General features: G+C 71.8%; 11 protein-coding genes. 6 read left to right on the top strand and 5 right to left on the bottom strand.

The genetic code is table 11. The annotated features are described in order from the left end of the window. Positions 1–183: 183 nt before the first annotated feature. Positions 184–1,323: a pentapeptide repeat-containing protein gene (locus ACZ7L0_RS18975; RefSeq protein WP_471243621.1), complete on the top strand. Its 1,140-nt coding sequence runs from the start codon at positions 184–186 to the stop codon at positions 1,321–1,323. A gap of 165 nt (positions 1,324–1,488) precedes the next feature. Continuing rightward, positions 1,489–2,298 carry a GAF domain-containing protein gene (locus ACZ7L0_RS18980; RefSeq protein ID WP_471243622.1) on the top strand — a complete coding sequence of 270 codons (810 nt, stop codon included), beginning with the start codon at positions 1,489–1,491 and terminating at the stop codon, positions 2,296–2,298. 7 nt (positions 2,299–2,305) lie between these two features. Here the strand turns inward: ACZ7L0_RS18980 and ACZ7L0_RS18985 are convergent, their stop codons facing one another. Continuing rightward, positions 2,306–3,745, bottom strand: coding sequence for an MFS transporter (locus ACZ7L0_RS18985; RefSeq protein WP_471243623.1), 1,440 nt, complete (start codon positions 3,743–3,745; stop codon positions 2,306–2,308). A gap of 151 nt (positions 3,746–3,896) precedes the next feature. On the opposite strand from ACZ7L0_RS18985, the gene ACZ7L0_RS18990 reads away from it, so the two are divergent. The 3 genes from ACZ7L0_RS18990 to ACZ7L0_RS19000 are packed head-to-tail and all read left to right on the top strand — an operon-like array spanning position 3,897 to position 13,456. Then, positions 3,897–5,630: a fatty acyl-AMP ligase gene (locus ACZ7L0_RS18990; protein ID WP_471243624.1), complete on the top strand. Its 1,734-nt coding sequence runs from the start codon at positions 3,897–3,899 to the stop codon at positions 5,628–5,630. Positions 5,631–5,679: 49 nt separating this feature from the next. Continuing rightward, complete coding sequence (locus tag ACZ7L0_RS18995; RefSeq protein WP_471243625.1) at positions 5,680–12,375, top strand: SDR family NAD(P)-dependent oxidoreductase; 6,696 nt, start codon at positions 5,680–5,682, stop codon at positions 12,373–12,375. Positions 12,376–12,424: 49 nt separating this feature from the next. Beyond that, the gene (locus ACZ7L0_RS19000; RefSeq protein ID WP_471243626.1) at positions 12,425–13,456 is read left to right on the top strand and encodes an alpha/beta hydrolase; all 1,032 of its coding nucleotides are present in this window, start codon (positions 12,425–12,427) and stop codon (positions 13,454–13,456) included. A gap of 42 nt (positions 13,457–13,498) precedes the next feature. Here ACZ7L0_RS19000 and ACZ7L0_RS19005 read toward each other — a convergent pair whose 3' ends face one another. The 4 genes from ACZ7L0_RS19005 to ACZ7L0_RS19020 all read right to left on the bottom strand — a co-directional run bounded on the left by ACZ7L0_RS19005 (position 13,499) and on the right by ACZ7L0_RS19020 (position 16,293). Next, the gene (locus ACZ7L0_RS19005; protein ID WP_471243627.1) at positions 13,499–14,518 is read right to left on the bottom strand and encodes an NADPH:quinone reductase; all 1,020 of its coding nucleotides are present in this window, start codon (positions 14,516–14,518) and stop codon (positions 13,499–13,501) included. Between the two features lie 51 nt (positions 14,519–14,569). Next, the gene (locus tag ACZ7L0_RS19010; protein ID WP_471243628.1) at positions 14,570–14,704 is read right to left on the bottom strand and encodes a hypothetical protein; all 135 of its coding nucleotides are present in this window, start codon (positions 14,702–14,704) and stop codon (positions 14,570–14,572) included. Further along, positions 14,701–15,258: a TetR/AcrR family transcriptional regulator gene (locus ACZ7L0_RS19015; RefSeq protein ID WP_471243629.1), complete on the bottom strand. Its 558-nt coding sequence runs from the start codon at positions 15,256–15,258 to the stop codon at positions 14,701–14,703. Before ACZ7L0_RS19015 ends, ACZ7L0_RS19010 begins: the two co-directional genes overlap by 4 nt. 225 nt (positions 15,259–15,483) lie before the next feature. Further along, on the bottom strand, positions 15,484–16,293 hold the full coding sequence (locus ACZ7L0_RS19020) for an IPT/TIG domain-containing protein (protein WP_471243630.1): 810 nt from the start codon (positions 16,291–16,293) through the stop codon (positions 15,484–15,486). A gap of 517 nt (positions 16,294–16,810) precedes the next feature. On the opposite strand from ACZ7L0_RS19020, the gene ACZ7L0_RS19025 reads away from it, so the two are divergent. Beyond that, on the top strand, positions 16,811–17,875 hold the full coding sequence (locus ACZ7L0_RS19025; RefSeq protein ID WP_471243631.1) for a hypothetical protein: 1,065 nt from the start codon (positions 16,811–16,813) through the stop codon (positions 17,873–17,875). The last annotated feature ends 68 nt before the right edge of the window (positions 17,876–17,943 follow it).

The following is a 17,943-nucleotide window of genomic DNA, read 5'->3' on the forward strand; positions in this document are numbered from 1 at the left end:
GGACTGTCCAAGCACACGGTCGACGCCTATCTCCGACGCATCCGCGCCAAGCTCAACATCAACACCACCGCCGAGCTCACCCGCCTCGCGATCTCCCTGGGGCTGTGACCCCCCTGAGCCCTACCGAGTGCAACGACAGCGTGGCGGAGAAACGGGCACTGTTCCCTGGTATGTCATGAGTGGATGACCGAGCCGTCTGCCGCCGCACAGCTCCGCCGGATCGCACGCCGACGGAGCGCCAGGGATCCTCGGCGGCAACGGGGCCGCCCGATCGGGCCGGGCGGCGACGCCGGTATCAGCCGGCTGACGTGGGTGGCGCTCGCGGCGTCCACGCTGCCGGGACTGGCCGCACTCGTCGCCCTGCTGTTCACGTGGATGTCGGTGGGGCAGACCGACAAGGATCTGCAGATCTCCGAGCAGGGGCAGATCACCACCCGGTTCAACGCCGCGATCACCAACCTGGGATCGGCATCGCTGGATGTTCGCCTAGGGGGGATCTACGCCCTGCAACGCATCATGCAGGACTCCTCCCGGGACCAGCGCACCGTCGTCTCGGTGCTGTCCGCGTTCGTACGTCAGCACGCTCCCGTCCCGGCCGGTGGCTTCAAGCCGGCAGGGGAGTACAGACCCCCTACGGACGTGGCGGCTGTGATCGGGGTGCTGGGCAACCGGTCCGCCGACCGGGAGGAGACCCAGGACGGGAAGCCGCTCTACCGCGTTGATCTGAGCGGCGTCGATCTGGACGGCCTGGACCGCGAAGTGGGCCTCACGGACGGCGGCATCCCCAGGCGCGGCAACTTCCGCTTCGCGAACTTCACCGGCGCGGACCTCCGACGCGCGGGCCTGGAGAATTTCGACCTCTTCGGCGCGTCCCTCGACGATGCGAACATGTCCGAGGTGAACCTTCAGGACACAGACCTCCGGCAAGCGTTTCTCGGAGGCGCCACTCTGACCGGCGCGCGTCTGGGCGCGGCCGTCATGACCGGCGCGGACCTCGGTGGAGCGAACCTTCACAAAGCCCACCTGAGCAGGGCCGAGGAAACCAGCGAGACCAGCGCGGCCGACACGAGCGCCGACCTGACCCGCGCCTCTCTGATCGACGCGAACCTGAGCACCGCGGACCTGCGCGGGGTGGTCCTGATCGACGCGGACCTTACCGGCGCGAACCTGGCCGGCGCCGACCTGCGCGGTGCGGACCTGAGGGACGCGGACCTGACGAACGCGGACTTGACCGGGGCGAAGCTGTCGGGTGCGAAGCTGAAGGGCGCGATCTTCGAGGGCGCACGCGGAGTGCCTCCGCACAGCCGTGACGGCTCGCCGTGACTTCGGCGGCATCACGCATGCGAGTTCAGTAATCCGTTCGGATGATCCTCGCCCGGTGCCCTTGTGTGCACCCGCCCTTGTCGGAGTCACTGGGATCATCCGTCAGTGCGCTGCCCATCCACTGCGATCTCCTGTGGTCGAACAGAAGTCGGTATCGAGGCAGCCATGGTCCAACGACGTTCCAGAAACCGGCGTCTGCTCGTCACCTCCGCGGCGGCGCTGTTTCCCGGTGTTTCCTTCGTGCTGGGCTCCGTGATCAGTCATGTGGCCGGAGTCGTGCAGATCACCTTCATCGCGGTGGGGGCGACCTTCTCCAGTCTGGCCGCCTATGTGGCCCTCCGCTCGAAGGCGGCGCTCGCGAACGCGGAGGTTCTGGCGCTCAGCGAGAACCTCTGCGTCATCGTGGAGAACGTGGCACGGCTCGCCCAGGAACCGGAGGGCGCCGGTGAGTTGAGGGTCCAGACGGTGGACTGGATCACCGCCCTGATGGCGACGACCGTCGGGCCCAGCACCAGATGCGCCTTCTACGCTCTGAACGGGCAGGGCCGGCGTCTGCACCGACGGGGGCAGTACGGTGACGTGAGCCAGGCGCCCGAGGAATACAGCGCGGACGATCCGGACGGCAGGGACCTGCTGTGGGCTCTCGGACGCAAGACGACGATCAAGATCGACGACACCCACGCCACGTGCGGATACCCGATGATCAATCTGGGGGACGGCTACCGGTCGTCGATCATCGCTCCCGTACACGCGGGAGACCGGCCGGTCGGCGTTCTCATCGTGGACGCGCCCCCGGTCGCCGCCTTCGCGGACGTCGACGAGAGCTATGTGCGTCTCTTCTCGCTCCTCCTCGGCATCGCGCAGAGCGTGGATTGCGGATCGACCGGCACCGGAGTGATCGGCCGGCCGAGGAACCCGCCGGCGCGGGACGGTGACCGCGAGCCGGTGGAGGAGCGGCGCGACAACGGCGTCTGACCCCGCGTCACCGTGGGGAGTCCGATGGTGCGTCCAGGACCCGGCGGCGGGCGTTCCGGTCCGGTTCCCGCCGGCGCAGGGCCCATACGGCGACGGGGGCCCCGGCTCCCACGAGGAGCGCGGCGACACACAGCCCGGCCTGGTACCCGGTGAGCAGGGCGTCGGGACGGGGCACCCGCCGGGACAGGCACACACGCTGTACGAACGTCACCACGACCCCCACGAGCACGATGCCGAACACTCCGGAAAGCTCACGGGCGGCACTGAACAGGCCGGCCGCGAGGCCGGAGAGGTGACCGGGGGAGGACTCCAGGGCCCGCGTGGTGAGGGGGATGGCCAGCGAGGAGCCCACGCCGACGACCGCCAGGCCGGGAATCAGACCGGCCAGCCCGCCGTGTCCGCTGCCCAGCGCGAGCAGCAGCAGCCCCACGGCGACCAGGAGCAGACCCGCGGCGGAGATCCGGGCCTCTCCCCACCGTCTCGCCATCGCCGTGACGAACGGCGCCGTGAGGAAGAGCGCCGAGAAGACGGGAGTGAAGGTCAGGCCCGCCTGCGTCGGACTGAGCCGCAAACCGCTCTGCAGAAACTGGCAGGTGTAGAAATAGACACCGCTCACACCAAGGCCCCACAGGAGTTGGGTGACAAGCCCACCGCTGTAGGCCCGTTGCCGTAGCAGTTCCCCCAGGGCCGGATGGCGGCAAAGTCCGCCACGGCACAGGGCGAGCGCGCCCGCCGTGGAAATCACCGCGCAAAGGACGACGGGCGGTTCGGAGAATCCGTAGGCCGGCCCCTGGATCAGGCAGTAGACGAAAGCGGCCAGGGAAATACACGCCAACGCGACGGTGCGGTTCGGCACGGCTGCCGACGTGCGCGGAACAGGGCCTTTGCGGCGGCCGGGAACGGCCACGGCGCCGACGACGAAAGTGGCCGCTCCGAGCGGGACGTTGATGAGGAAAAGCCATTCCCATCCCAGATGCTGCGTCACCACACCGGAGATCACGGGTCCGAAGGCCAGCGCACAGCCCAGTGCGGCGGTCGCCGCGCCGAACGTGGCCGTGCGCATCCTGGGCGGCAGGTCGTGCGCCATCACGGCCAAGGACGCGGGCAGGATGAAGGCGGCGCCGGCGCCCTGCAGACCGCGGAAACCGACCAGCATCACTCCGCCGGCCGACAGCGCACAGCACGCCGACGCCGCGGTGAACACCGCCACCCCGGTGAGCAGCGCCCAACGCCGTCCCCTGGCGTCGGCCAGCTGCCCCGCCCCCAGCAGCGAACTGGCCAGCGTCAGCGGATACGCGGTCGCCACCCACTGCACATCGGTCTGCGTCAGGCCGAGTTCGACGCGCATCCGAGGCAGTGCGACATTCACCACGGTGTTGTCCAAAGCCGTCAGGAAGGTGGAGCACATGACGGCCGCGCAAACGCTCCATACACGCAGCCGGCTCATGGCCGAACCATAAGTCTTTCCGTATGACCAGATGCCCGCAGCTCACTCGTATTCGGCGTGTCGACGGAATAAGGGCGACGGCCCCGTGTTTCGCTGTCTCCCGCCGCGGCCCCGCTGAAAACGAAGGTTCGGTGAGCCAGTGCCATCATCGGTGACGGATACACTCAGCCACCATCTCGCCCACGTCGCTGCTCTCACACCCGACGAAACGGCCTTCACCTTCGTCGATCACAGCACTCGGATCGAGGGAGAGATCTCCTCACTGAGCTGGAGCGGGCTGGAGGACCGGGTCCGCGCGGCGGCCACCGGACTGCGCCGCATGGGCGCGGCGGGTGAAAGGGTGGCCGTCGTCGCGCCGCAGGGTCTCGAATACGTCGTCGGTTTCCTCGCCGCCGCCTGTGCCGGAGCGATCGCCGTCCCGCTGTTCCCCCCGTCCCTGCCCGGGCACGAGGAGAAACTGGTGGCGGTGCTCAAGGACGCCGCCCCCACGGTGCTGCTCACCGTCGAAGCCCAGCGCCCGCTGCTCACGGACTTCTGCGCGACGCACGGCCTCAGCACCGGCTCCCGCATCGTCACCGAACCGGAGCTGTGCCAGGAGGCGGCGCACTCCGAGACCCCGTCCGGCGAGCCCCGGCCGGACGACGTGGCGTACCTGCAGTACACCTCGGGATCCACCCGTGTCCCCTCCGGTGTGGAGATCACGCACGCCAATGTGTGCGCCAATGTGCGCCAGTCCATGGAGGCCTACGATCTGCGCCGGGGCCGCAACTGCGCCGTGGGATGGCTGCCGCTGTACCACGACATGGGACTGGTGCTGGCCGTCGCCCTGCCCGTCGTCGGCCACCTGCCCTCGGTCCTCATGGATCCGCTGGCCTTCATCCAGCAACCGGGACGCTGGCTGCGCCTGCTGACCCAGCACCCCGGGGCCGTGACCGCCGCGCCCAACTTCGCCTACGACTACTGCGTCCGACGCGTGGACGCCGAGGAGCGCGCCGAACTGTCGCTGGGGCCCGTCGCTGCCATGGTCAACGGCAGCGAACCCATCACCCCCGCCACCCTCGAACGCTTCCAGGCGGCCTTCTCCCCGGCCGGCATGACACGCACGGCCATGCGCCCCTCCTACGGCCTGGCCGAGGCGACCGTGTTCGTGTGCTCCTCCCCGGCGGGAGAGGAGCCGACCGTCACCACGTTCCGCCGGGACGCTCTCGGCCAGGGCATCGCCCACCCCGTGGACAGCGCCGACCAGCAGGCGGTGGCCGAACTGGTGGCATGCGGCCGGCCGACCGGTCAGGAGATCGCGATCGTCGATCCGGCGACCCAGCGGCGCCGGGAGGACGGCCGGGTCGGCGAGATCTGGCTGCGCGGCCCCAACACCGGGCGCGGTTACTGGGGCCGCCCCGAGCAGAGCGAGGCCACCTTCCGCGCGGTGCTCCACGGCGAGGAGCGGGGCGGCCCCTGGCTGCGCACCGGGGATCTGGGCGTGTGGCACGACAAGCAGCTCTACGTGACCGGCCGGTTGAAGGACCTGGTGATCATCGACGGCACCAACCACTATCCGCACGACATCGAGGAGACGGTCCAGGGCGCCCATCCGGCCATCCGCTCCCGTCGCATCGCCGCCTTCGCCGTGTCCGCCGGCGACGGGGAGCGCCTCGTCGTCGTGGCCGAGCACGACCATGACCCGAGCCGTGGCGACACCCTCGGGCAGGAGGTGACGCGCGCGGTGCGGGCGGCGGTCGCCACCGGGCACGGCGTCGGCGTCCACGACCTGGTGCTGGTGCCGCCCGGCGAGGTGCCGCACACCACCAGCGGCAAGGTCTCCCGCAGCGCGTGCCGCGAGAAGTACCTGGCGGGCGCCTGGAGTACGGGCGGCGCGAACACCTGACACGCCATCACACGGCAGCACCCCAGGGCGCAGGCAGGGAGAGAGACAGATGGAACCAGACACGGATTCGGCCGCTGCGTCCGGGCAGACCCCGCCGACCGCCACCGAGCTGCGGGCGACCCTGCGCACCCTCATCACCGAGACCTGCGACATCCCCGAGGACCAACTCGACGACGCCCGGCCCCTGGTGGAGTACGGGCTGACCTCGCGTGCCGCCGTCGGCCTGGCCGGACGTCTGGAGCGCGTCCTGGGCAGGCCCCTGTCGGCCACCCTGCTGTGGGAGACCCCGACCGTCGAAGGGCTCGTACAGCACCTGAGTACGATCGGGCAGACCGCGCCGGAGGACGGGCAGGACGACGTGGAGCCCGCCACGCCCCGCGATTCCCGCACCGCCGCGGCTTCCACCGCCGGGGGCGGTCGCGGCGGGCCGCCCACGGCGTCCTGCCCCGTCGCCGTGATCGGCATCGGCTGTCGTCTGCCCGGCGGCATCAGCGGACCCCAGGCGTTCTTCCGGCACCTCCTTGCGGGCAGCGACCTCGTCGGCCACGTCCCCGGCAGACGCCTGCGGGACTTCGCCACCGGGCCGGGCGCGGCGGCGCTGCTGGAACGGACCACGCGCCGGGGCGCCTTCCTCGACGACATCGAGGCCTTCGACGCGGACCACTTCGGCATCACCCCCCGCGAAGCCGAGGTCATGGACCCCCAGCAGCGCCTGCTGCTGGAAGTCGGCAGCGAGGCGCTGGACCACGCCGGACGTCCCGCCCACAGTCTCGAAGGCAGCGACACCGGGGTCTTCGTCGGCCTCAGCGCGCTCGAATACGGACACCTGACCACCGCGGACCCGACCCGGCTGACCCCGTGGACCAGCACCGGGGCCGCGGGCAGCATCACCGCCAACCGGCTGTCCTACCTGTTCGACCTGCACGGCCCGAGCCTGACCATCGACACGGCATGCTCCTCGTCCCTGGTGGCCGTGCACCAGGCATGCCGGAGCCTGGCCGCCGGAGAGTGCGACACCGCCCTGGCGGCAGGCGTCAACGCCTTGCTCACACCCGCCGTCACGGCGTCGCTCGAGCAGGCGGGGGCGCTGGCCGCGGACGGACGCTGCAAACCGTTCGACGCGGCGGCGGACGGCATCGCCCGGGGAGAGGGCTGCGCGGTCGTCGTCCTGAGACGTCTCGTCGACGCCCAGCGCGACGGCGACCGGATCCTGGCCGTCATCAAGGGCACAGCGGTCAACTCCGACGGCCGCTCGGCAGGGCTGATGGCCCCCAACCCCGCGGCTCAGGAGCGCCTGCTGCGCAGCGCGCTCGGCAACGCGCGGACCGACCCCACGAGCATCGACTACGTCGAGGCACACGGGACCGGCACCCTGCTCGGGGACCCCATGGAGGCAGGTTCCCTCGGGGCCGTCCTCGGCCGTGGCAGACCGGCCGACGAGCCGCTGCTCATCGGCTCCGTGAAGAGCAACCTGGGCCATCTCGAAGGCGCCGCGGGCATCGTCGGCCTGATCAAGGCCGTACTGGCCCTGCACCATCAGCGCATCCCGCACACCCTGCACTTCCACACGCCCAACCCGCACATCGACTTCACCGGCCTTCGGCTACGGGTCGTCACAGCGCCCACCGCCTGGCCCGAGCGGGACTCCCACCCGCCCCGCGCCGGCGTCTCCGCCTTCGGCTTCGGAGGCACCAACGCGCACGTCGTCCTCGAACAGGCACCCGCGAGCGCACCCGTCGACAGCACACCCGCCGACAGCACACCCCAGGCAGGCCCGCATGCGCTCGTCGTCTCGGCCCGCTCCCGGCAGCGCCTCGGCGACGTCGCGACCGCCCTGGCCCGGCGGACGGCCGCCGACGACGCACCGGAGCTGCGGGACCTCGCACACACCCTGGCCCGGCACCGAAGGGGCCCGGCGTGTGCCGCAGTCGTCGCACGCACCCATCAGGAGGCGGCCGACCGGCTCGCGGCCCTGGCGAGCGCCGACGAAGGCCCCGGCATTCTGACGCCCCGCACCGACAACCCCGGCGGCCGCTCGTCCGGCGACCACCGCCCGGTGTTCGTCTTCTCCGGCCACGGCTCGCAGTGGCAGGGGATGGGCCTGCGCCTGCTGGAGGACGACCCCTTCTTCGCCGCCGCGGTCGACGACCTGGACTCCGTCTACGGCAAGCAGGCCGGCGCATCGCTGCGGCAGCTGCTCACCCGGCTGGAACCCGGCAGCGGCGTGGAGCACATCCAGCCCGCCCTGTTCGGGATGCACATCGCCCTGGCCCGGACCCTGAACGCCTACGGTGTCCACCCCGCCGCCGTCATCGGCCACTCGATGGGAGAGGTCGCCGCGGCGGTCGTGGCCGGCGCCCTCGACGTGGCCGGCGGACTGCGCGTCGTCCTCAGCCGGTCGGCCCAGCTGGCCACCCTCGACGCCGAAGGCGCCGGTGCGATGGCCGCCGTCGAGCTGGCCGCGGAGGACCGCGCCCAGGTCCTGTCGCGCTTCCCCGGCGTGGAGATCGCCGTGCACTCCTCCCCGCTCCGGTGCACGGTCGCCGGCCCCGCACCCACCGTGCGGCAACTGGTGGACGAACTGACCGCCCAGGGCCGTCTCGCGCGGCTCCTGGACGTCGGGGCAGCGGGGCATTCCCCCGCGGTCGACCCCATCGTCCGCGAGCTGCGGCGCGGCCTGAGCACACTGCGCGCCCGGCCGTCCGACATCGCCTGGTACAACACCGTGTTCGACGACCCACGGGCCCGAGTGGCCGCGGACGCCTCCTACTGGTGCGCCAATCTGCGCCGTCCCGTACGCCTGCACCAGGCGGTGGCCGCCGCCGCTGCGGACGGCCACGACCTCTTCCTGGAGATCTCGCCCCACCCCATCGCCCTCATTCCGCTCGGCGAGACCCTGCAGAGCGCGGCGAACGCCTCCGAGGCGGCCGTCGTCCCCACCCTGCACCGGCAGCGAGACGAAGCCGTCGACCTGCGCACCGCGCTGACGCGACTGCACTTCGCCGGGGTACGGGTGGAGGAGGACCGGCTGTGGCCCAAGGGCACCCGGGTCCCGTTGCCCAGCCCTGTCTGGCGCCATGAGCGCTACTGGTTCGGCCGCCGTGGCCGGGCCACCGGTGCCACCGGCCCGTCCCACGCCCTGCTGGGCCGTCGCATCGACGACCCCCGCTCGGGCGCCGTCCTGTGGCAGACCGACCTCGGCCCGGGCGACGCGCACGCCCCCGGACGCCGCCTCCACGGCCGTCCCGTCCTCGACCTGCCCGAGGCCGCCGCGCTCATGATCGCGGCAGCCGGGGAGATCCACGGCCGCGACGGCGTCAAGGGCCTGCGCATCGAGGAACTCGCCATCCACCGGTGGCTGCCGCTTGCCAGCCGTACCCCCGTCACCCTCACCTGGGAACCCGTCGGCGCGCACGCGGCCGTCGCGGTCAACGCCCGGGCGACCGACGGCACATGGCATTGCCACGCGTCCGCGCGGGTGCATGCCCACCCGGGGCCCTTCGAGGGAGGCGAGGCGCCCGGCACCGCGCCGGCCGCCGTCCTGCACTGGACCCCCGCCACACCCGAGGAACCGGCCCGGCATCCGTACGAGGAACTCCTCACCGCCATGCTGTACGCACCGGCCGAGACCGCCGAGCCCACCCCGAGCGACACCGCCCCCGACGGGCCCCGCACCGAGACGGTCCCCACCGCCCTGCGGAGCCTGCACATCGAAGACCTCACGGCACCCGCCACGCGCTGCACCATCGAGGCCTTCGCCGAGCCCGGCCCGCACTGGAACGTCGTGGCCGGCGCCGCACACGGCCGGATCACCGCGACGGGCCTGCTGCTGCGTCCCGCCGAGCGCTGCGAGGTACCCAAGCCGCTGGAAGCGCTCACCTACGAGATCGAGTGGGAGAAGTCGCCCGTCCCGCTCCCCGGCCGGCTCGGCAGCGCCCTGTTGCTGGCCGACGAGCCCGCGGCGGGCGCGGGCGGCACCCTGGCGGCGGCCCTCGGCGCCGCGCTGGCGGCGAAGAACGTGCGCACGACCACCGAGGACGCCCCGGCAGCCCGCACCGGACAGCTGATCGACCGCTGGCTGGAGGACACCACCCCGGGCGATCCCAGGGCGGTCGTGCTGCTGTCGACCCGCCCGGCCGGGTCCCACGACCCCGAGGTCCTGTACACCGCCACACAGCTTGCGCGACGCCTCGCCTCCCGCCCCGGCGGAGGGCCGCCGCCCCGCCTCTGGCTGGTCACCGTACGCGCCCGCTCCACGGCACCGGGCGAGGCCGGCCACCCGGACCTGGCCAGTCTGCGCGGACTGGTGCGCACACTCGCCATCGAGGAACCCGCCCTGCGGGCTTCCTTGGTCGACATCGACACCCAGCCCGACGCCGTCGACGACCTCTTGCAGGAACTGCTCGGCGACAGCCCCGAAGACGAAGTCGCCTGGAGAGCCGGAACCCGTCTCGTCGCCCGGCTGACCTGCGCCGAGCTGGCGGAGCAGCAGTACGAGGCGCCGTTCGTCCGGGGCGACGGTGCCTACCTCGTGACCGGCGGCCTGACCGGTCTCGGCCTGGAAACGGCCCGCCGCCTCGCCGAACAGGGAGCCGGACGCCTCGTCCTCAACGGCAGGCGGCCCCCCACCCCCGAGGCCGAGGCGGTCATCGACCGGATCGGCGCCGCCGGAACCTCCGTCGCGGTGATGCGCGGAGACATCGCCGACCCCGACGTGGCCCAGCACCTGGTGCGAGCCGCACTCAGCGAGGGACACACCCTGCGCGGAGTCGCCCACTGCGCGGGCGTCCTGCACGACCGCATGATCACCCACCTGGAGACCGCCGACCTCGACGCGGTACTGCGGCCCAAGGTCACCGGTGCGCTCCACCTAGAGGCCGCCCTGGACTCGCACGACCTCGACTGGTGGGCGTTCTACAGTTCGGCGGCGGCCCTGCTCGGCTCGCCCGGGCAGGCCGCCCACGCGACCGCCAACGCCTGGCTGGACGCGATGGCGCAGCGCCGCAGAGCCGAGGGGAAGCCCGCCACGTCCATCGCCTGGGGCCCCTGGAGCGACACCGGCGCCGCCCCCGCCGACCGGGCCCTGGCGCTGGAGTCCCTTACCGTGTCCGAGGGACTGGACGCCCTGCAGACACTCATCGTCCACAACCGCACGCACACCGGTGTCCTCCACCTCGACACCCCGCGTCTCCTGGAGGCCTTCCCCGGCTTCTCGGGCATCCCCTTCTTCACCAACAGCCTCCGCGCCGAGGACCTGGCCCCGGACGACTGGACCGGCCCCCTCGGCATCAAGGCCCTCGGTGACGGCGCCGCGGACAGGGTCTACCAGCGCCTGGTCAAACGCACGGCCGCCGTCATGGGCTTCAGTCCCGCGGACCTCGACGAGGCCGTGCCGCTGCCGGAACTCGGCCTGGACTCGCTGATGGCGGTACGCATCCGGAACGCGGCGCGGCAGGACTTCGCCGTCGACCTGCCCCCGGACCTCATGCTGCGCGGCGCGACACTGCGCGAGGTCGGCGACACCGTCCTGCGGGCGCTCGGACTCGCGCCCGACACGCCGGACACGGTTGACACGGCGGATGGGAAGGACGCGGCAGCCACGGCGGCCACACCCACGTCACCCGCACTGCCCGGCACACCCGACGACACGCCGCCGTCCGCGCCGCTGCCGTCCACCCTCCAGCCGCGCGACGCCGCCGAACGCCTGGTGGCCGGCGCCTGGGCCGAAGTCCTGGGGCAGCCCCCCGCCGACGTCCGCGCCGATTTCACCTCGGCCGGCGGCAACGAGCGCACGGCCGAAGACCTCGTCGACCACGTCCGCCGCCGCCTGGGCGACGCCCAGCCCGACCTCACCGCCGAGACCGTGCTCGAACAACGCACCGTCGCCGCCATCGCCGATCTGATCAGACCGGCCGTCAACCCGAGCGGCGACGGTGTCGTCAACGTCCTGCGTCCGCCTGGCGCGGGCTCCTCCGGGCCCCCGCTGTTCACCTTCCACCCGGCCGGCGGTCCCACGTCCGTCTACCAGCCCCTGACCCAGCTCCTGCCGTCCGACCAGGCCGTGTACGGGATGGAGCGGCTGGACGCGTTGAGCACGATGGAGGACAAGGCCGCGCACTACGTCACCCTCATCAAGGACCTTCAGCCGCGGGGACCGTACCGGCTCCTGGGCTGGTCCTTCGGCGGCTGCCTCGCCTACGAGACGGCGCAACAGCTGACGGACGCGGGGGAGACCATCGATTTCCTCGGCCTCATCGACACCATCCTGCCCGCGGCCCTGCCTGACCTGGACTCGCCGCAGGTGCTGCTCGAACGCTTCGGCCGGTTCGCCGCGTACATCGAGAAGACCTACGGCCGTCACCTGGAACTGCCCTACGACGAACTCGCGGCCACCCCCGAGGACCAGCAGATCGAGGTCGTGATGCGCCGGGTGGCCGAGGCCGGCCTGGACATGAGCCCCGGCGTCATGCAGCACCAGCGGACCTCGTACGTCGACGCCCGCGTCGGCGAGCGGTACGTCCCCCGCCCCTACCACGGCCACGTGGTGCTCTACCGGGCTCGACAGCACCACCTGCTCACGACCGCGCTCGACCCGCGCTATCTGCGGACGGAGGCCGACCTCGGCTGGGCGCCTCTGTGCCCCCGCCTCGAAGTCGTCCCCGTCGAGGGCGACCACCTGTCCCTCATCGACCCGCCGCATGTCGCGACGATCGCCCAGCACCTTGGGCGGACCTTCACGGCGTGACCGACCGGCGCTTCGCGTGCCCGCGCCCGCCCCTGGAGCACCCACACCCATGACCAGACGCCTCTCCCTCCCGGCCCGCCGCACCCGGACCCTCCAAGCCTGCCTGCTCACCAGCGCGATGGTGCTGGCGTCCCTGTGCACGGTCGGCACCCCCGCGGCGGCCCGCGCGGCCCGTCCGGCAGCCCGCGCGGACGACGGCGCCTACATCAGTGCCGTCAAGCACCTGGACCCACGCACGCTCGACCTCACCGTCGAATCCCCGGCCATGAGGAAGGGCATGCCGGTGCGCGTGATCCTCCCCAGGCACTGGAAGCCCGGCACGAAGCGGACGTTCCCCGTCCTGTACCTCCTCCAGGGAGCCGGTGACGACTACACCTCCTGGACCCGTGAAACCGACGTCGAACAACTCGCCGCCCCCGCCGACGTCCTCATCGTCATGCCGGACGGCGGGCGGGCCGGCTTCTACTCCGACTGGTGGGACTTCGGGCGTGCCACGGCCCCCCGCTGGGAGACCTTCCACACCCAGGAACTCAAGCAGTTGATGGAACGGGCATACGGCGCCGGCAGCACCCGCGCCGTGGTCGGACTGTCCGAGGGCGGACTGGGTGCCTTGAACTACGCGGCGCGCCACCCGGGCGACTACCGCTTCGCCGGCTCGCTCAGCGGCATCGTGGACGTCACCGATCCGCTCATGCAACTCACGATCAGCGCCACCTGCCTGCGCGAGAACCTCGACCCGGTGCGGCTGTGGGGACGCCCGGACGAACACCGGGACATCTGGGACGCCCACAATCCGTCCCACCTGGTCCACGCGTTCGCGAACACCTGGGTCTACCTCTACGCGGCCAACGGGGAGCTCGGCGGCCTGGAGCAGCAATACAGCTCCGCCGCCGCGCTGTTGGAGCAGCCCCTGGGCCAGTCGACCTACCGGTTCGCCCAGCAGTTGCGGCGCGCCGGGGTGACGGTCACCACCAACCTCTCCCAGCCCGGCACCCACTCCTGGCCCTACTGGGAACGCGAACTGCACACGATGTGGCCGTCCCTCCTCTACGCACTCCGCGTCCCGCCTCCCACCGACTGAGTGGTCACCGCCGCCTCACCCGCCGAGTGGTGCGACGCGGCGTCACGCCGTGATGTCCACCAGGACCTTGCCGACGGCGCCGCTCTCCACCGCCCGGTGCGCGTCGGCGGTGCGGTCGAGCGGAAAGCGGACCAGCGGCAGGCCGTGCTCCTCGCCGACCGGCAAGGCCTTGTCGCGGACCGCGGCGGCGACGTCCTCGGCGGCCGCGGCGCGCGCCGCGGCCCCGGCCGTGTAGAGCACCAGGAACTGCAAGCGTGTGTTCAGCACCATGTTCCGCAGCACGTCCAGTTCGACCGGCTTGCCACCGTCGTTGGCGTAGGTCGAGATCGTGCCGCGCGTCCGCAGCACGGCCAGGTCCAGTGCCAGGTTCGCGCCCAGCGCCACCTCCGCGACGATGTCGACGCCGTCCGGGGCGATCTCGCGGATCTCGGCGGCCGGGTCGCCCTCGCGATAGTTGATCACGTGGTGGGCCCCGGCGGCGGTGGCCAGCCGGGCCTTCTCCGGGCCGCTGATCGTGCTGATCACGGTGGCTCCGGCCCATCGGGCGAGCTGGATCACCGCGTGCCCGACCGCCCCGGCGCCGCCCGCGGCGAGCACCACCCTGCCGTCGAGCGCCCCGGGCCGCAGACGGCGCGGCCCGTCCTCGGCGACGGTGAGCGCGCGGTGCGCGGTGAGCGCGGGGACGCCGAGTGAGGCGCCGACGTCGAAACCGGCCTCGCCGGGCAGCGGCACGGCCTGTTCGGCGGGCACGACGGTGAACTCGGCGGCGGTACCGGTGGGCCGTCCGGCGGCGGCCATGAACAGCCAGACCCGCTGACCGACCCGGCTCCGGTCGATCCCCTCACCGACGGCGTCGATCGTGCCGGCGCCGTCGAGGTGCGGGGTGACCTCGGGGAAGTGCTTGGGGTGGGCGGCGCCGGAGCGGGCCTGCCAGTCGGTCGGGTTGACGCCGGACACGGCAACCCGGACGCGAACCTCGCCGGGTCCGGGCGCGGGCAGGTCACGGTCGACGAGCCGGAGAACGTCGGGGCCGCCGTTGTCGCGGTAAATGATCGCCTTCATGATCCGTCCTTAGGGACTCCGGGCCTCGCGACCCGGGTCCGATGGTTGTGGTCAGCCGATGGGGAGATCGTTGGAGCGGGACTCGACGGCCTCGCCGCGGCGGTCGCGCAGGCGCTCGAGCTGCAACGGGCCGTAGCCGATCCGGAATACGGTGCGGCCGGCGAACGAAGCGGTCCGGGTGGTCATGACGCTGTCTCGACGGGCGGTGACTGCAGGGCGGTGTACAGCAGTTCGGCCTGGTAGAGCGCCAACACCCGGTGGGCGATCGGGGTGGCACGCTCCCGGGCCCCGGCCGGCTCGTGGTGCTCGGCCTTGACCAGCCACGCCGTGACGCAGTCGTGCAGCATCGCGCGCATCCGGTCGGTCATGTCGACGACGATGTCGCGGATGGCCGGGTTGGTGGTCGCCTCGCCCCAGGTCTGCACGCCGACCCGGGCCTCGGCGGGGTCGATCGCGGCGATCAGGCGGGCGAGCAGTTCGTCGGGGTCGGGCGGGGTGGCGCTCGCGGCGTACTGGCCGAGGACCTTGGCGCGCGCGGCGAGCACCTCGCGGGCGGCGGCCTGGACCAGGTCGGCCTTGTTGCGGTAGTGGGCGTAGATGGAGCCGGCCGAGAGTCCGGCCTCGGCGGTGATGTCGGCGATCGAGGTCCGTTCCAGGCCGTTGCGCCCGAAGCAGCGTACGGCGGCCTCCGTGATCTGGGCGCGCCGGAGTTCCTTGCGCGCGTCGGTGAGCCGGGGCATCGCGGTCCCTCCTGCAAAAAGAACGGTGGTTCTGCTTGTGACACCCTACAAGCAGAACCACCGTTCTTTTTGCGGTGGGCGGGTCACGGGTGGGCGCGTCACGTACGAAACAAGCCCGGTCGTGACGACCGGGCCTGTTCGCGACGGGTTCGTCGTGCCCATCGGCGTTGAACTCGTACCGGGACGGCTCCCGTCAGGGCTGAGTACCGCCCCGGGGCGAGCGGGTCACGCGTAGGTGAATCCGCCCGTCACGTTCGTACTGCCCGCGGGAGTCGTCACGACGACCGCGGCGTTGCCGGCGGCTCCCGCAGGAGTGAGCCCGGCGACCACGTTGCCGGAGGAGACGACGTTGGTCGCCGCCACTCCGCCGAAGGTGACCTGAGCCCCGGTCAGGTTGGAGCCGGTGATGACGAACGGCGTACCGCCCGCGGTGGTCCCGGTCGTCGGGTTGATGGACACCACGACGGGGGGAAGCGGCGTGACATAGGTGTATCCGCCCGGGACGGTCGCGGTGCCCGCGGGCGTGGTCACCTGGACGGCCGCGTTGCCCGCGGCCCCCGGAGGTGTCAGGCCGGTCAGGACGACGCCGGCGATGACGTTGACGTTGGTGGCCGGGACGCCGCCGAAGGTGACCGTGGCGCCGGTCAGGTTGCTGCCGACGATGGTGAACGGTGTGCCGCCCGTGGTCGGACCGGTCTGCGGGGTCATGACGGCGACGGTCGGCGGCTGGGGGGCCGGCGGTGCCACGTAGGTGTAGTTGGCGGGAGTGCTGACCCCGGCGGCGGCCGTGACGACCACGGGAACGCTGCCCGCGGCGTGGGGCGGGGCGGCGACGGTGATCAGGGTCCCGGAGGGGTCCTGGGACAGGATGGTCGCCGGCGTGCCGCCGAAGGTGACGGATGTGGCTCCGCCGAGGTTGGTGCCGATCAGCAGCACGTTGTTGCCGCCCGCGGTGGGGCCGAAGCCGGGTACCGCGGCGAACAGGGTCGGCTGCGTCAGTACGGGAGGCAGGGGCGGCAGCAGATTCACGGACATGGTGGTTCCCTCGTGAGAATTGGCGATCGATCCGCTGGAGTCCGCCGGTGTACGGGCACGGGTGCGGCGGATCGGCTGACGTTCTGTCAGGAGTCGGCCTGGTCACCGAGGCATGCGTCGCGACGGCTGCGTGGGCAAAGCAGCGCCGAGGGAGCTGGGACAGCTTCCTGGGGCAGACCCCGGACATCGGTGATGTCGCGTGTCCGGCGTGGATGGGCTGCCTGCCGGTACTTCAGTGGTAGAGAGCGTTGACCTCCACCGACAAGCCTCCTGCGTGAAGCTCACCCCTACGAGGGAGCGCGAAGGGTGTGAGCCGACCTTGTCGGCGCACCACCAGCGGCGCCGGGCGCCCTATATGCGCTGTTTCTGGCTCTGTCAAGTCCCGAGCCTTCGGAACATGAGGTCGTGGGGGTGGTGCGGGCCTACTTGAAGTGCGGTCCTCGCCGGAAACTCCGGAGACGAAATCTGAGGTCCGCCGGGCACAGGAAAGTGCCTCTCACTTCAGGAGGAAAAGATCATGATGCGTATGATCCGCGGCCAGGACGACGCTCGTCCCAAGCGCCGTCTCGGGCTGGCGACGGCGGTGGCGTCGGCGGTGGTCGTCGCCGGGGGTGTGATTCTGCCGGCCGCAGTCGCGACCGCGGCACCGATGCCGGAGGCGTCGGTGCCGGGCATGGCCCAGGGGCATCCCAGCAAGCACCACAAGGAGTACTGCTGGTCCAAGAAGCACCACAAGCACCACAAGCACCAGAAGTACTACTGCTGGGACGACCACTACAAGTACTACTGGGATGACCACTACAAGTGCTACTACGTAGTGGAAAAGCACTACAAGTACTACTTCTGGGACTCCCACAACGACTTCCACTGGTGGGACAAGCACCACGATCACCACAAGCACTGGGACACCAAGGACAAGGACCACTGGAAGGGCGAGCACCAGGTAGAGAAGCACGAGCCCAAGAAGCACGAGCCCAAGAAGGAGGACCCCAAGAAGGAGGACCCCAAGCAGGATCCGCCGAAGAAGGACGACCCGAAGAAGGACGAGCCGAAGCAGGACGATCCCAAGCAGGATCCGCCCAAGAAGGACGATCCCAAGCAGGATCCGCCGAAGACCGGGGGTAAGGGCGGCGACGGCGGTGCCGGTGGTGTCGAGGGCGGCGACGGCGGTCCGGGCGGTAAGGGCGCCGACACCGGCGGCGACGGCGGCAAGGGCGGCACCGGTGGTGTCGAAGGCGGCGACGGCGGCCAGGGCGGCGACGGCGGCAAGACCGGCGGCGACGGTGGCCAGGGCGGTACCGGTGGTGTCGAGGGCGGCACCGGTGGCGACGGTGGCCAGGGCGGTCAGACCGGCGGTGACGGTGGTGACGGCGGTACCGGTGGTGTCGTCGGCGGCGACGGTGGCGACGGTGGCCAGGGCGGTCAGACCGGTGGCGACGGTGGTGACGGCGGTACCGGTGGTGTCGTCGGCGGCGACGGCGGCGACGGTGGCCAGGGCGCTCAGACCGGCGGTGACGGCGGTGACGGCGGCGCCGGTGGTGTCGTAGGCGGCGACGGAGGGGCGGGCGGCGACGCCGTCTGACGGCTCCGGCCTGTCAGTACTCACGGCCCGGGCGGATTCATCCCGCCCGGGCCGTGACCCCCGGATAG

The sequence above is a fragment of the Streptomyces sp. NPDC039424 genome (assembly GCF_055639495.1).

What these genes read in the sequence shown, in the direction of transcription:
- ACZ7L0_RS19000 (WP_471243626.1), top strand. Translation starts at nt 12,425, where the DNA reads ATGACCAGACGCCTCTCCCTCCCGGCCCGCCGCACCCGGACCCTCCAA.
- ACZ7L0_RS19015 (WP_471243629.1), bottom strand. Translation starts at nt 15,258, where the DNA reads ATGCCCCGGCTCACCGACGCGCGCAAGGAACTCCGGCGCGCCCAGATC.
- ACZ7L0_RS18975 (WP_471243621.1), top strand. Translation starts at nt 184, where the DNA reads ATGACCGAGCCGTCTGCCGCCGCACAGCTCCGCCGGATCGCACGCCGA.
- ACZ7L0_RS19005 (WP_471243627.1), bottom strand. Translation starts at nt 14,518, where the DNA reads ATGAAGGCGATCATTTACCGCGACAACGGCGGCCCCGACGTTCTCCGG.
- ACZ7L0_RS18980 (WP_471243622.1), top strand. Translation starts at nt 1,489, where the DNA reads ATGGTCCAACGACGTTCCAGAAACCGGCGTCTGCTCGTCACCTCCGCG.
- ACZ7L0_RS18995 (WP_471243625.1), top strand. Translation starts at nt 5,680, where the DNA reads ATGGAACCAGACACGGATTCGGCCGCTGCGTCCGGGCAGACCCCGCCG.
- ACZ7L0_RS19020 (WP_471243630.1), bottom strand. Translation starts at nt 16,293, where the DNA reads ATGTCCGTGAATCTGCTGCCGCCCCTGCCTCCCGTACTGACGCAGCCG.
- ACZ7L0_RS19025 (WP_471243631.1), top strand. Translation starts at nt 16,811, where the DNA reads ATGATGCGTATGATCCGCGGCCAGGACGACGCTCGTCCCAAGCGCCGT.
- ACZ7L0_RS19010 (WP_471243628.1), bottom strand. Translation starts at nt 14,704, where the DNA reads ATGACCACCCGGACCGCTTCGTTCGCCGGCCGCACCGTATTCCGGATC.
- ACZ7L0_RS18985 (WP_471243623.1), bottom strand. Translation starts at nt 3,745, where the DNA reads ATGAGCCGGCTGCGTGTATGGAGCGTTTGCGCGGCCGTCATGTGCTCC.